We start from the raw sequence: 14269 nt of genomic DNA on the forward strand, positions 1-14269 counted from the left end.
TTGAACTACTCCGTGGAATAGAGTAGTTCTTTTTTTGCGTAAAAAAATAGCCAGACCGAATTCAGCCTGACTTCTGTTTTTTTAGCGATGTTTAATTACGTGAATACCATAAGCGATTAAGTAAATTACCACTTCGATCGTTGCAATAAAGAAAGTTACCGGCCAGTTGGTGATAAAGCCGAGATACAGTCCAGCCCACACGCCAACTAAAGCGAAAAACACGGACCAACTGATCATTGCTGGTATTGTTTTACCAATATAGCGCGCCGTTGAAGATGGCAATGTCAATAGAATGAAGACTAGCAATGAACCAACAATCTGGGCACCGATAGCAACTGACATAGCCAAGGCTACCAAGAAAGCAATACCAACCCAGCCAGTATGTACACCATGTGCAACGGCACCGATATGGTCAAATGAGTCAAAATTCAAGCTTCGAGCTACCAAAATAATTAATAGTAAAACTAGAATTGACAAAACCACTAGCTGAATCACGCCTTGTTTATCAACACCGATGATACTACCAAACAGAATATTAGTAGCGTAACGGCTATTTGATCCAGAAATGGCTAAGAACAGCACACCTAGCCCAATAAACAGAGCTGAGATCGCACTAACTGACGATTCTTTTTGATCGCTGTGCAAGGACAATTCTCCTACTCCAATTGAACCGAGCAAGGTAAATAGTAGCATCCCCCATAACGGTGCAATGCCGATAAAGACGGCAAAAGCTGCTCCAGCAAAGCCGATTTCTGACAGTGTGTGAGCTAAAAAAGCATAACTCCGTGCTACTACATATACACCGACCACGCCACAGGTAATCGCAATGAATGTACTAGCTAAGAAGGCATAACGCATAAATTCGTATTGAAACATTATTCGAAATCCTCCTTAAATTTATCCATCTTTCCTTGCCTGATCGTTCCCTTATTTAAATATAGATAATCAGTCATATACTTTTTAGCTAAAGGAATATCATGAGTGACAAACAAAACGGTAATTTTGTGTTCACGATTCAGGTGCTTGATTAATCCCATCAATTCTTCCTTAGCAGCCGGATCTAGGCTAGCTGTTGCTTCATCTAAGATGATCATATTGGGATGATCAAGTAGAGCCTGAGCCAGGTATGCCCGTTGTTTTTGTCCACCGGAGGCTTCACCCATGCGGGTATTTTGAATTTGACTCAAATGTGTTTCTGCCAATTGATGGTCGATCTGCTCTCTCACCTTTTTAGTTTTAAATAAAGGAGCGTTCAAGCCAATAAAGGCGCGAATTGATAAAGGATATTCCGCATCGATATTGCGAAATTGAGGCACATAACCTAGTCTGACATTCTTATCAAACTTAAAGTTGCCCCCAGTCGGCTTTAGCATCCCCATCAAAATCTTAATTAAAGTAGTCTTCCCCGTTCCATTTGGTCCAAGTAGTGCCGTCATCGACCCAGCTTCAAGTTCAAAATTTAAATCTTGAAAAACAGTCTTGGTATCAAATTTCATCGAGAGATTATTTACTTCTAAAATCACTCATCACACCCCCTGCTTGACTAAAATTTATTTTTCTATCTTAGCCAAATTTTGGTAGTTTTCCTTCATCCAAGCTAAGTAAGTAGTATGGTTAGGAATTGTTTCGCGTACATTCAACACTGGAATATTATTTTCCTTAGCCAATTTTACAAATGACTTCACAGTTGAGCTGCTTGCTTGCGTATTATTAACAAAGAAAGCGATCTTCTTTGCTCTAATTTCATCATTCATCTTGTTGATCATCTTTGGACTTGGGTCAGTACCATTTTCGATGGCTTCTTCAAAGTCCTTGTCACCAATCTTGTAGCCTGCTTCTTTCAAAGCATAATCAAAGACTGGCTCACTAACAAAGACCGGCTTACTATTTTTCTTGTCAGTCTTTACAAGTTGCTTAATTTGCGCAACTTTAGCTAGGTACTTTTCACCATTAGCCTTAAAGTAAGCTGCATGCTTCTTGTCGAGCTTAGACAAGCGTTTAACTATATAATCAACATATTTAGTTGGCATACTTAAATTGTACCAAATATGAGGATTATCTCCCCTCTTCAAGCCCATCAAGTCTTCACCAACTAAGACCGGCTTTTTATTGACTGAACTAGCTAACTTATTCATCCAAGAATCGTAGCCTAAGCCGTTAGCCACAATAATATTAGCCTTAGTCAACTCCTTGGCATCGGCAGTAGTTGGTTCAAAGTCATGGGGATCGGTGCTGCTATTATTAATAATCGCCTTAGCGCTACCGTATTTACCTACAATATTCTTAGCGATATCGGAATAAACATTTGTGGTCGTTACTATGTTAATCTTATCTGAATCGCTAGCTGACTTCTTATTTGAGCATGCCGAAACAACTAAAGCCAGTACACTAACTAATCCTAAAATAGAAAACAACTTGGTAATTTTAGATTTGAAATTTTGCATAAAAATCCTCCTTGTGCAAAATAAAAAAGCATTTAATTAGAAAACTCAGCAAAAATTCTCTAATTAAAAGTTAGAATAAGCTAGTTTTGAGCTTATGTCAACTGTTTTCAGAGTACACAAATAGCACCAGAGCTGCACAAGCCTGATGCTACCGCTAATTTAAGTCAATAAAATTTTGCTGAATTTTATTCAATGCTTTGTTCTAAAATTACATTATTATATAAACATATTTTTATATAATTGTCAAACCCGACTAAAATTCTTCCTTCACGTGCTGCCGCAAAACATCCAAAATCTTAATCACGTGCGTGTCTTCTAAGCTGTAATAACGCTCTTGCTTAACTCGTTCACTCTTAACTAGCTTTGCTTCTTCTAGAATCCTTAAATGACGTGAAATAGCCGGCTGGCTCACGTCGAATTGCTTAACTAAGTTATTAACGCTGCTTTTTTGGTGATCATTTAGATAATAAAGAATTTGAATTCTAATCGGATGATTCAACGCCCTAGTAATCCGAATAATTTGCTCGTCCACTCTCTTCACCCATTCATCCTTTTTAATTTATTATAGCGTATATTTTGGCACAAAAAAACGCTACCCGAAGGTAGCGCAAAACATAACAGAGTATCTTGATTTAAGTAGAGATCATCAAGATATTTATATTATAATACGTTTTTTTACGTATTGTGTTAATTTTTGATCAATAACTGAAATTATTTTACTCTTTTTATTCGTTAGGGGCGTCCTTAACGTTCTTCTTCCAGAAACTCATGATCAAACCAGCAACAATTGAACCAATAATCGTTGCTAAGAAGTAGAATAAGATGTGGCTTGGACCACCGATGTTACCAGCAAGTGGTGATACCCAAAGACCACCGTGAGGAGCTGGGACACCAACGTGCCATAAACCAACTAAAGCACCACCAACAGCTGAACCAATGATACATGATGGAATTACACGACCTGGGTCAGCAGCAGCAAATGGAATAGCACCTTCAGTAATGAATGAGAAGCCTAATACCCAGTTAGAAACACCGGCACGACGTTCTTCTACAGTGTACTTGTTCTTGAAGAATGTAGTACCAATTGCAGTAGCAAATGGTGGAACCATACCACCCACCATTACAGCAGCCATCAAGATAGCAGCAGTAGCTGAGTGAGGGTCGTTAGCAAATGCACCTGAAGCGAAGACATAAGCAGCCTTGTTGAAAGGACCACCCATATCGATTGACATCATTCCGGCAAGGATAGTGGTCAAAAGTACCAAGTTACCAGTACCCATTCCGTTCAAGAAATGAGTAATAGCAAAGTTAATGCCACTAAAGATTGGGTTAATGATGTAGAACATAATTGCTGCAATAAAGAGCAATCCTAAAATTGGATAGAACAGCATTGGCTTCATACCTTCAACAGAACGAGGTAATTTAGCAAATACTTTCTTCAAACCAACCATCAAGTAACCAGCAATAAAACCAGCAGCAATACCGCCTAAGAAGCCGGCTGGTGAAGTTGCGTGAGCTTGAACGTTAACTTGGAATTGACCGTTAACAATAGAGGCCATGTAACCACCAACAAAACCTGGCATTAAGGCTGGCAAATCACCGATTGATTCAGCGATATAGGCTGCCAAAACTGGAACCATGAAGGCAAATGCCAAGTTACCAGCATTGTTTAAAAAGATGAAAGCAGGAGTCTTAGCGCCACCCATGTAGTTTTCTACGATGAATGAGATGGCCATTAAGATACCACCACCAATAACGAATGGAAGCATGTGACTAATACCATTCATCAAGTTCTTGTAGATACCTGCCCACAAACCTGGCTTCTCAGTTGATGAAGATTCAGTTGACTTGTCTTGAGCACTTGCACGGTAAACATCAGCCTTACCACCCATAATGTCATCAATCAATTCGCCTGGCTTGTTAATTCCATCAACAACAGGACGGTTAACTAAGTGCTTGCCGTCAAAACGTGGCATATCAACTTTCTTATCAGAAGCGATAATAACACCTTTAGCACGCTTGATTTCATCAGGAGTCAACTTATCCTTAACCCCTTCTGAACCGTTAGTTTCAATTCTAACTTCGATGCCGCGCTTCTTACCTTCCTTAATCAAGGCTTCTTGAGCCATGTAAGTGTGGGCAATACCGTTAATACATGCAGTAACACCAACAATCAATGGCTTGTTGTCGTCATCACTTGTACCTTGAGCCTTAGCAGCTTCCTTAGCCTTCTTAGCTTCAGCTGCCTTCTTGTCTTCTTCGTCTTTTTTAGCTTCAGCCTTTTCAAAAAGATCGATAACTTCTTTAGGAGTCTTAGTATTCTTCAAAGCTTCAACTAAATCAGGATCAATTAACAAACCTGAAAGTTTTGCTAATGCTTGAAGGTGAGTATTGTCAGCACCATCTGGTGCAGTAATCATGAAGAATAAGTGAACTGGTTGGCCATCAAGTGAATTATAGTCAATTCCTTCCTTACTCTTGGCGAATAATACGCGTGCCTTGTTAATAGATTTGTTACGTGCGTGAGGCATCGCAATTCCGCCACCAATACCAGTAGTTGATTCGTTTTCACGTGCCCAGATTGACTTAATAAAAGCATCTTCGTCGTTAACGATATCAGTTGCTACTTCAAGGTCAGCCATTTCTTTAATGGCATCTTCTTTGTTCTTAGCCTTAAGCTCCATAATCATGGAGTCAGGGCTTAAAATATCCTTGATTCTCATATTTTTCCCCTCGTTTTTTATTAAGAAATTTGCTCAACTTTGATTTGTGGAAGAACAGCATCAATTTGGCTCTTAACTGCAATATCCTTAGTAAAGGCGGTAGCGGCACCACAAGCCATTCCAATTCTGAAGCCTTCCTTAGGATCTTGGGTCTTGTAGTAGGTACCAACGAAGCCGGCAATCATTGAATCACCTGCACCAACTGAGTTAACAGCAGTACCAACAGCACCCTTAGCATGGTAAACATGATCCTTGGTAAGAAGGAAACCACCTTCACCAGCCATAGAAACCATCACATTTTGAGCACCCTTATCTAAAAGCTTTTGTGCGTATTCAAGCATCACATCACTTGAATCAAAAGTTACGCCAAACAAGTCTGCTAATTCATGGTGGTTAGGCTTAATTACTAGTGGCTTATATGCCAAAGTATCAAGTAAAGCTTGTCCAGTAGTATCAACAACAAATTCTGCACCTGCTTCTTTAATAGTAGGAAGCAATGATTGATAGAAATCAGTTGGAAGGCTTGGAGTAAGAGAACCGCTCATTACTACAATGTCGCCCTTCTTTAAATCGTTTAAACGATCCTTAAAAGCAGTGATTTCTTGGTCGGTAATGTTAGGACCAGCCGCGTTAATTTCAGTTTCCTTTTCAGCGTGGATCTTAACATTCACACGAGTGTTATCTGAAATAGTAACGAAGTCACTTTCAATTCTCTTTTGATTCAATTGACGAACCAATTCCTTACCAGTGAAGCCACCTACGAAGCCCCATGCCGTATTATCAACATTTAATTGGTTAAGGATTTGAGAAACGTTAATTCCCTTACCCCCTGCTAAAAATGAATCATTGTTAGTTCTGTTAACTTCTCCGCGGTTAACTTTTTCTAATTGAAGAACATAGTCAAGCGCTGGATTAACAGTTACTGTATAAATCATCCTATTTTGCCTCCTCTAATTCAATACCGACTGGTAATGACCGTTTTTGACCTGGTTTTAGTTGATCAGTTACCACAATCACGTCACTTGTATTGGCAAACACAGCAAAGTTACGCTCACCGATTTTACTATTATCGGTTAATACATAAGCGTGTCTTGCCTGTTTGATTTCGGCTGCCTTAACCGCAGCTTCCTCTGGATCAGGTGTAGTTAGATTGCCATTTTTTTCAATTCCATTAGCACCAACGAAGCTAGCTGAAAAATTCATTGCCTTAATCTGACTTAAGGCGGTCTGACCTATAACAGCATGCGTATCGTCCTTAACTTCACCGCCAATTAGAATTGTGTTAATTCCGTGATTTAAACTGCATAAAGCAGTCTCTACACCATTAGTAATAATCTTGACGTTAGCAACCTCTGCTAAAAATGGTACCATCTCATAAGTTGTTGTTCCTGCATCAATGAAGACATTGTCACCTGGACGAACAAAATTCTGCACGGCATATCTAGCAATAGTGATTTTTGCGTCATGATTCAAACTGAAGCGAACGTTTTGTGATACATCACGAGAAAAATGTTTAACTGATTGGGCACCGCCATGAACACGCTTAAGGATCCCATTTTTTTCCATCTGAATTAGATCTCGACGGATAGTTGATTCAGATGTTGCGGTTAAGTCACATAATTCACTTACGCGACATAACTCGTGTTGATTAACATAGTCTTCGATTAAGCTTTGGCGCTCCTGAGTCAGCATCATTCTCACCTCGATAAATATTGTATTCGCTTTCTCCTCCAAAATCAATCATTTTTATTCAAAAAATGTCATTTTTATTTATTATCGTTCAATAAAATTCATTTATATGCAAAAAAGATGCCGTTTTTTGATTGAAACGACATCTTTTCTTCGTCATTTGGAATTATTCTTAGTCGTTTTACCCTATTTGACTAAGAATCCGTAAAGATGACTAAGAAAGAGAACCAAAGATCTATTAACCTTGCTAAAACAAAACACGCCGAATCATTATTGATTCAGCGCGTTTTACTATTAAATATATTTTGTCTAGCCTTTCAAGCTACGCTTAAAGTTTTGCCATGGGCCGACATCATCTGTTTGCAAAATCAAGTTTGGATAGATTTTTCTAATCCAGATAAATGACGCTACTGTAGCGGCTAAAGCAATTAAAGCAGAGATAGCTGCCTCTAAATTAGTTGCGTTACCCATAATTACTCTAGCTGGCATTACAAATGATGATAGAAACGGGATGTACGATAATACTTTAGTAAAAATCGTATCCCCACCTGATTGCATATTGACTGTGAACAAGAACCCGATCAACATCAATGTAGATAGTGGTCCCACCGCTTTGTTGGCATTCTCGCTTTTAGCAACCAAAGCGCCACAGAAAGCTGCAAAGATAATAAACAATACCAAGCCGATTATCGTAAACACCAATCCCCAAGAAGCCAGATTGCCAATTGCTTGATCAATCATCGGCTTATACTGTCCAAATAAATCGCTAAAGCCATCGATGTATGGGGCCGCGCAATAAACTGCCACAAAACCAACAACATAAATTAACACTTGGGTAATAATTTCACCAAAAATACCTAAAATCTTCCCAGTGAAATAATCGCCACCTGGCATACTCGAAAAGATTACTTCCATTATCTTGGTACCCTTCTCCGTAGCGATATCTTGTGCTGTTACTTGCGTATAAGTGATCACAAGCATGTACAAGATAATCAGCAAAACCCAGAAGGAAATTTGCTTAACAGGATCATTGTCAAAGCTCTTCTTCTCAACATGCTTAACTTGTTGCTTAAATTGCGCCCGCGTAGCTAAAGACTGAGTCTGTTTTGTCGTTAGCTTGGCCTTACTTAAATTCAATTGTTGCTGGGCGGTGTTTAGGCTCGTTAGCAGCTCTGATTTTAGATCACTGTCCATTTTTTCATCACTATAGTAAGTTGCAGCTAATTGATTATTCTTTTGTTCAATTAAAACATAGCCATCGATATCTTCATCTTTATACGCCTTTTTAGCCTTAGCTTCAGTGCTATAGTTGTCAAAGTCTTCTGACTTTTTAATTGCTTGCTTTAAGGCAGAATTAGAAGTAACTACCCCGACATAGTTGTCATCACTACCGCCAGCTGATACCATTCCGATAACAAATGAAAAGAAGACGAGCAGAAACGGTGCTAAAATCATCAACAAATATGACCAAGTTTTCACTTCTCTACGGTAGGTTTCTTTAGCGACAAGCCAGATCTTATTCATGACGAGCACCTGCTTTCATCTTGAAAATTTCGTCTAAAGTTGGAGGTTCCTGGTCAAAAGTCTGGATATATTGACCGGCCGAAAGTTGGTTAAAAATATCCTTACCATATTTTTCGTCTGCAAGAATAAGCAGCTTCATTCCATTGTTTTGCAAAATTACATCTTTTACACCTGGCAAGGCTGATAATTCAGCAGCACTTTTGTCTGTCCTGACAAAAATTCGAGTTAAACCAAAGCTGTTCTTAATTTCATTTACTGGGCCATTCAAGACGATATGCCCATCATTGATCATTACGACGTCATCGCACAATTCTTCCACGTTACGCATATCATGATCAGAAAAAATGATTGTAGCGCCTTTTCTTTTTTCTTCCAAAATCAGCTGCTTCAGTAGATCGACATTAACAGGATCTAGTCCACTGAATGGTTCATCTAAAATAATCAATTTAGGTTGATGAATTAAAGTCGCAATCATCTGTACTTTTTGTTGGTTACCTTTAGACAAAGACTTAATCTTATCCATTGGGATCCCTTTAACAGCTAAGCGTGATAACCAATCAGGCAATTCTTCTTTTACCTTTTTAGCCGGCATCCCTTTAAGGCTAGCTAAAAACACTACCTGATCTTCAATAGTTAATTTAGGCATCAAACTTCGCTCTTCAGGCAGATAGCCAATATTGTCATAATCTTTAGCGTTGAAAGAATGTCCATCAATACTAATCTGACCGTCATAATCAACGAATTTCAAAATACTATGAAAGATCGTCGACTTACCCGACCCATTTTTACCAACCAGTCCGAGAATACGTCTATCTGACACATTGAAGCTAACATCAAACAAAACCTGTGTTGACCCGAAGCTTTTATTTAGGTGTTCTATTTTTAACATGAGCTTTTCCTCAACTTTTATATGTTATTGATTGAATATCTAAGAATAATTATCGCCAAAGAATGCAAGCACATCCAAAATATTCAGCAGTGCTTGCCGCCAATATGCTTGCCAAAAATGAGGATATACCTTAGTAGATTTCCTAATAAATCTTAGTTGATAACCATCTGATGTTTTGTTCCGCATTACCTGGGGAATAGTAACTAACCAACATAGTGTAATTACTATAACAATTATCATAATTATAGAAATAACTGTATTTTTCATGGCATTCATTCCTTTTTAACTTCTGCTATGGGAATTATGTGGTACATATACTAATAATTGTCGCTATCATTTTCTGCTTTAAGCTTAAAATATCCGATACTTGTATAGCCTAACCAGATCAACAAGATAACAATAACGATACATAATTTTCAAGTTGTACCATTTAATACTAAAAATTGCGACAATTAGTGCAATAACAGAGAAAATCACAGCACCAGTGAATTGTTTTTTAGCTTTTTCTAACATGATCTATCCCTCAACTTTTTATCTAATGGTTATTAGACCTAGAAGTACACCGTCAAAGAACTGCCATAAAGTATCGGTTGAAAAAATTGTTTTTACAATATCAACTGACCCCCAATTGGTTACTAAAGTAATCACTACACTAGCTGCAGCAACCACTACTCCTGTACCAATAACTTGAGGAGCAAGTTTCAACACTTTCTTCTGCCATGGAATCTTTGAATCTACTGTCTTGCTAACGGCCAAGTTAGCAGAAATAATGCCGCCAATTATCAAGCCAAAAGCGAATCCAATTGCAATAGATGCAATAATCTGCCAAGCCTGAAGTGGACCATGATTTTTAACATACATTATCCCTAAGAAAACCAGCGGACCCGCAATTGCTCCAATTCCCATGCCCTTAATAATTCTCTTGTTTTCACGAGCAAATTTTTCGTTATTCATTCTTGTTACCTCAAGGAAATTTGTCTTTCATTTTTAATTAAACAAATCCGAAAACTTAGTCGGAATGTTGTTGTTCTTGGCGAAGTATTTCTTGAATGCATCCCCAAAACTTAATTGATCTTTTTCTCTATTTTTAAGCAAATCATGAACAGCTAAGAATGCTGTAACGGCATAATTAACGGCTAAAACAATCAGTAAGCCGAACACAATATAAATTAAGTACAGCATTTTTCTTTCCTCTAATTCAGCGATTATCTCCCAGGAAATAATCTTTTATCCTTTTAAATTAATCATATCCCTATCATTCATGTAAAAGGTAAAACCGTCCAATTCTGTCATTTTTCGGACTGATTTTGCATTTTATTCTTCATCTTTTTTATAAGCTAATAAATCCCCTGGTTGACAATCCAAGACTTCACAGATCTTGCTCAACGTGTCGAAGCGAACGCCATGCGCCTTTCCTGTCTTTAGGATTGACAGGTTAGCCGGCGTGATGCCAACCTTCTCTGCCAACTCCTTTGAAGACATCTTTCGCTTCAAAAGCATAAAATCTAGTGTCACTTCAATCACCTATATCACTTCCTATTAAATAATTGAATCTGCGTCTTCTTGAACCTTCATCCCATATTTGAAGACTAGGTAAACTACGTACAAAATTGCTAGGAAGAACAAGCTATTAGTAATACTGGTTGGATAAATCATGTCAACGGATGAAGTTTTAGCAATCTTAGTTAAAGTTGCGTAGTTACTGTAAATCCCAATATAGAAAATTATCGTTGCGACTGTGTAAACAGATACTGAAATCAATAGTTTTTTCAGCAGTTGTAAATTTTTTACTGCAAAATAAATCTCTTGTTTAATGTTCTTAATAATCAATCGTGCGTAACCACAAATGAGAAACTGAGCGACCATGGCAACAATGAAAAGGCAAAACATCCCTAGCATTAGCCATATCCATGTACTACTGAACTGGACACCGAGTTCATCACTCATGCCTTTACTTATTTCTGCACCAGCTCCGGGCTGTGATAATACAAAAATTGTGAAGCCACCTGCTAAAACAAACGTAACAATGCTAAATACACAAAGCACTTGATAAATCCACGTTATTACCGTAAGCAAATTTAAAACAAACTTTTTCATTTTTCTCCCTCTCTTTCGTTTAATACTCTTTTCATTAATTATTGTATTACGATAATTTGTAATTGCAATACAATAATTAAATATTTTTTTGCAATAAAAGCAGATATATAATTTCCACAATAAAAAAACTAGCATGGAATATTTTCCATGCTAGCTCTCTTAGTTGATTGATAATGCGATGTGACTTACTACTGCATCGTAGTTAGATTTTTTTGTTATTTTGACTCTTAGTTTTCTTTCCAACCTAAATCTTCAAGCATTGATGCCATTGCGTTAGCTGAGATCTTGTTTTCTGCAAAATGCATTGATTCTTGCTTCCAACCGTCTTCTTCAAGCATGTTAATCATGTTTTCAGTTGAAATAGTCTTTACGTTAAATCTTAATTCAGTTTCAGTAGTTAATTCAGTCATCATCGTTATTACCTCTCAATCACTTATTTCTCTCTTCACGTAAGCCATCCTTCATAAAGCTTGATAAATCAACGTTTTATCCAACAAAAATATTTTTAGAATAATACAATAAAAAACAAAAATAACAGGAATAACCCTGTTATTTGGGGTTATTCCTGTTATTTAAATTATGCTTCTGTATATTCGCCTTCGCAGTAGTTAAATACTACTTTACGATCAGCTAATTCAACTATAATTCGTTGATATTCATGTGCATAGCCATGATGCGCTAATTTGACCGTCACTTGATCATGATCAACTTCAATATCGTACAAGTTATACTCGCCTTTTTGATACTCAAAGTCAACGCCGTTATCCTGATAGTGTCTATACTTGCCGCCATTACCAAATACTCTGAATGTCATATCTTTATCCGGTTCATCAGAAATATGGTCGACTTCCTTACCCCACGGTAGAATCGTATCTTTTTTAATAAATAGCGGTAATTTATCAATTGGAGCATCAACTAAAATTGTATTCCCACCTGAATACTCTACACCGTTCCAGAAGTCAATCCATTCACCTTTAGGTAAGTACACCGCACGCTTAGTTTGACCTTGCTGGACAACTGGAGCTGTCAAAATGTCCTCGCCTACCATATACTCATCGTTTAAGTTATACACATGTGGATCATTTTCATAATTTAAGACCAACGGCCGCATAACTGGTAGCCCAGTCTGAGTTTCACGGTAGAATTCATCATATAAATAAGGAATAAAGCGGTAGCGTAACTTCAAATACTTACGGTATATCGATAAAGTTGATTCACCAAAGACCCATGGTTCTTGTGAGCGCGTACCAAGTGCCGCATGGTTTCTATAAAGCGGACTAAACAATGCTCCCTCAATCCAACGTGTTAATAATTCTGGCGTTGTATCAGCTCCAAAGCCGCCAATGTCAGTACCAGCAAAGCTGAAGCCACTCAGACCCAAATTACATAATTGCGGAATCATCATTTGCACATGTGGCCACAAACTTTGGTTATCACCCGTCCAGACTGTGGAAAACTTTTGAGTTCCGGCATATGCTGCACGCGTGATTACAAATGGCCGCTTACCTGAATACTTTTTCAAACCCTCATAAGTTGCCTTAGCCATGTTGTGACCATAAACATTGTGCATCTTGTTATGCGTTGAAGCTTCTTCTTCATTATGGAAAACAACATCGCCTGGAATTTCACCTCTAAATGAAGCAGGTTCATTCATATCATCCCAAATGCCACTAACGCCCAAGTCAACTAAGTATTTGCAATTTTTAGCCCACCATTGGCGAACTTTCTGGCGACCGAAATCTGGAAATACCGCATCCCCCGGCCAAACTTCATTTACATAAACAGTACCATCTGCTGCCTTAACGAAATAGCCCTTTTCAATACCTTCTTGATAAATTTTATAATCAGCATCATCTTTTTTTACGCCCGGATCAATAATAGTAATAATCCTGAAGCCCAATTTACGCATTTTTTTAATAAACTCTTCTGGAGCTTCATAAGTATCCTTGCGCCAAGTAAAGACACGATAGCCCTTCATGTAATCAATATCAAGATGCAAGACATCACAAGGCAAATCATATTTACGCAGATTTTCCGCAATTTTTTCTACCTGCTTTTGGCTAACACTATAGCCCCAGCGCGATTGCTGATAGCCCAGAGTCCACTTCTGTGGCATTGGTACACGGCCTGTTAAGTAGGTATAATTCGTGACAACCGCCTTGAGTGAGGCCCCACCAATAACATAATAATCTAAATTACCATTATCAGCTGAATAGTAATAATAATTGTTGCTTTCCTTACCTAAGTCAATATGATTACGGTAAGTATTGTCAAAAAAGATACCGTAAGGATGACCATTTTTTAATCCTAGTAAAATTGGAATCGACTTATACAAACGGGTGAAGCTTTCGACCTGCGGATCAGGATTGTCAGTATTCCAATTATCATAAGCATAGTGGCGTTTATTCAAATAGCCGGTTTTATCACCCAAGCCATAAAATTCTTCGTCATCTGCTAGTGACTTGACCACTTCATAATAATCGGCGTCATGCTTTCCCAGTAATTTATCCACATCATGGCCTTCAGATTCAGCCAGCTTCAAATGTTCCTCATCCATCTGTCGGTCAATTGGGGTTCTTTTCCCCCGATAATCTACGACCAATGGATTGCCTTGTTCATCAAAGACGTCAATTTTTTCATCATCATAAGCTTTTACTATCAACTTAGCCGTAGCTATTTCAATATGATCGCCTTTATTTTTAACTGTAAAATCAGTTTTAATTTCTTTATCGCCTTCGATAGCATAAGAATTGCTAGCATTACCTCGATCTTGAAAGAATCGCATAATTTCCGGTGTTAACACGGTCAAAATCATTGGTCCATTCTCATAGTTTAAGGTAATTTTTTGTCCATCTTTAGTAAAATCAGTAAGTTGATTAATCATAATTTACCTCTAAAAAATC

At 37.9% G+C, this 14269-nt stretch carries 17 protein-coding genes; all 17 read right to left on the minus strand.

What is annotated here, in order from left to right:
- Positions 1-81: 81 nt before the first annotated feature.
- The 17 genes from CP367_RS05280 to CP367_RS05360 all read right to left on the minus strand — a co-directional run bounded on the left by CP367_RS05280 (position 82) and on the right by CP367_RS05360 (position 14250).
- Positions 82-876: a metal ABC transporter permease gene (locus CP367_RS05280; RefSeq protein WP_005721027.1), complete on the minus strand. Its 795-nt coding sequence runs from the start codon at positions 874-876 to the stop codon at positions 82-84.
- A complete protein-coding gene (locus CP367_RS05285; protein ID WP_089145823.1) occupies positions 876-1523 on the minus strand; it encodes a metal ABC transporter ATP-binding protein in 648 nt (215 codons plus the stop codon). The genes CP367_RS05280 and CP367_RS05285 overlap by 1 nt, the downstream gene beginning before the upstream one ends.
- 27 nt (positions 1524-1550) lie before the next feature.
- Positions 1551-2444 (minus strand): metal ABC transporter solute-binding protein, Zn/Mn family, encoded by an 894-nt coding sequence (locus CP367_RS05290; RefSeq protein ID WP_089145822.1) that lies wholly within the window; start codon positions 2442-2444, stop codon positions 1551-1553.
- Between the two features lie 253 nt (positions 2445-2697).
- Positions 2698-2976 (minus strand): helix-turn-helix transcriptional regulator, encoded by a 279-nt coding sequence (locus CP367_RS05295; RefSeq protein ID WP_041811225.1) that lies wholly within the window; start codon positions 2974-2976, stop codon positions 2698-2700.
- A 193-nt stretch (positions 2977-3169) separates the two neighbouring features.
- The gene (locus tag CP367_RS05300; RefSeq protein ID WP_089145821.1) at positions 3170-5167 is read right to left on the minus strand and encodes a fructose-specific PTS transporter subunit EIIC; all 1998 of its coding nucleotides are present in this window, start codon (positions 5165-5167) and stop codon (positions 3170-3172) included.
- A 20-nt stretch (positions 5168-5187) separates the two neighbouring features.
- Positions 5188-6102: a 1-phosphofructokinase gene (gene pfkB / locus CP367_RS05305; protein ID WP_005721020.1), complete on the minus strand. Its 915-nt coding sequence runs from the start codon at positions 6100-6102 to the stop codon at positions 5188-5190.
- 1 nt (position 6103) lies between these two features.
- Positions 6104-6859, minus strand: a complete 756-nt coding sequence (locus CP367_RS05310) for a DeoR/GlpR family DNA-binding transcription regulator (RefSeq protein WP_005721017.1) — start codon at positions 6857-6859, stop codon at positions 6104-6106.
- Positions 6860-7165: 306 nt separating this feature from the next.
- Positions 7166-8380 (minus strand): ABC transporter permease, encoded by a 1215-nt coding sequence (locus tag CP367_RS05315; RefSeq protein ID WP_180707089.1) that lies wholly within the window; start codon positions 8378-8380, stop codon positions 7166-7168.
- Positions 8373-9269, minus strand: a complete 897-nt coding sequence (locus CP367_RS05320) for an ABC transporter ATP-binding protein (RefSeq protein ID WP_089145819.1) — start codon at positions 9267-9269, stop codon at positions 8373-8375. Before CP367_RS05320 ends, CP367_RS05315 begins: the two co-directional genes overlap by 8 nt.
- A gap of 39 nt (positions 9270-9308) precedes the next feature.
- On the minus strand, positions 9309-9536 hold the full coding sequence (locus CP367_RS05325) for a hypothetical protein (RefSeq protein ID WP_233186491.1): 228 nt from the start codon (positions 9534-9536) through the stop codon (positions 9309-9311).
- 84 nt (positions 9537-9620) lie between these two features.
- On the minus strand, positions 9621-9782 hold the full coding sequence (locus CP367_RS05330) for a hypothetical protein (RefSeq protein ID WP_233186490.1): 162 nt from the start codon (positions 9780-9782) through the stop codon (positions 9621-9623).
- Between the two features lie 18 nt (positions 9783-9800).
- Entirely contained in the window at positions 9801-10223 is a 423-nt protein-coding gene (locus CP367_RS05335; RefSeq protein WP_089145817.1) for a hypothetical protein, read from the minus strand.
- 33 nt (positions 10224-10256) lie between these two features.
- Positions 10257-10451 carry a hypothetical protein gene (locus tag CP367_RS05340; protein ID WP_089145816.1) on the minus strand — a complete coding sequence of 65 codons (195 nt, stop codon included), beginning with the start codon at positions 10449-10451 and terminating at the stop codon, positions 10257-10259.
- Positions 10452-10583: 132 nt separating this feature from the next.
- Positions 10584-10793 (minus strand): helix-turn-helix transcriptional regulator, encoded by a 210-nt coding sequence (locus CP367_RS05345; RefSeq protein WP_065990707.1) that lies wholly within the window; start codon positions 10791-10793, stop codon positions 10584-10586.
- A 15-nt stretch (positions 10794-10808) separates the two neighbouring features.
- Entirely contained in the window at positions 10809-11366 is a 558-nt protein-coding gene (locus CP367_RS05350; protein WP_061205101.1) for a hypothetical protein, read from the minus strand.
- 227 nt (positions 11367-11593) lie between these two features.
- Positions 11594-11779, minus strand: coding sequence for a hypothetical protein (locus CP367_RS05355; RefSeq protein WP_013086948.1), 186 nt, complete (start codon positions 11777-11779; stop codon positions 11594-11596).
- A 164-nt stretch (positions 11780-11943) separates the two neighbouring features.
- Positions 11944-14250: a glycoside hydrolase family 31 protein gene (locus CP367_RS05360; RefSeq protein ID WP_089145815.1), complete on the minus strand. Its 2307-nt coding sequence runs from the start codon at positions 14248-14250 to the stop codon at positions 11944-11946.
- Positions 14251-14269 lie beyond the last annotated feature (19 nt).

The organism is Lactobacillus sp. UMNPBX16 (assembly GCF_002553775.1).
In the GTDB taxonomy this organism is placed as follows: domain Bacteria; phylum Bacillota; class Bacilli; order Lactobacillales; family Lactobacillaceae; genus Lactobacillus; species Lactobacillus crispatus.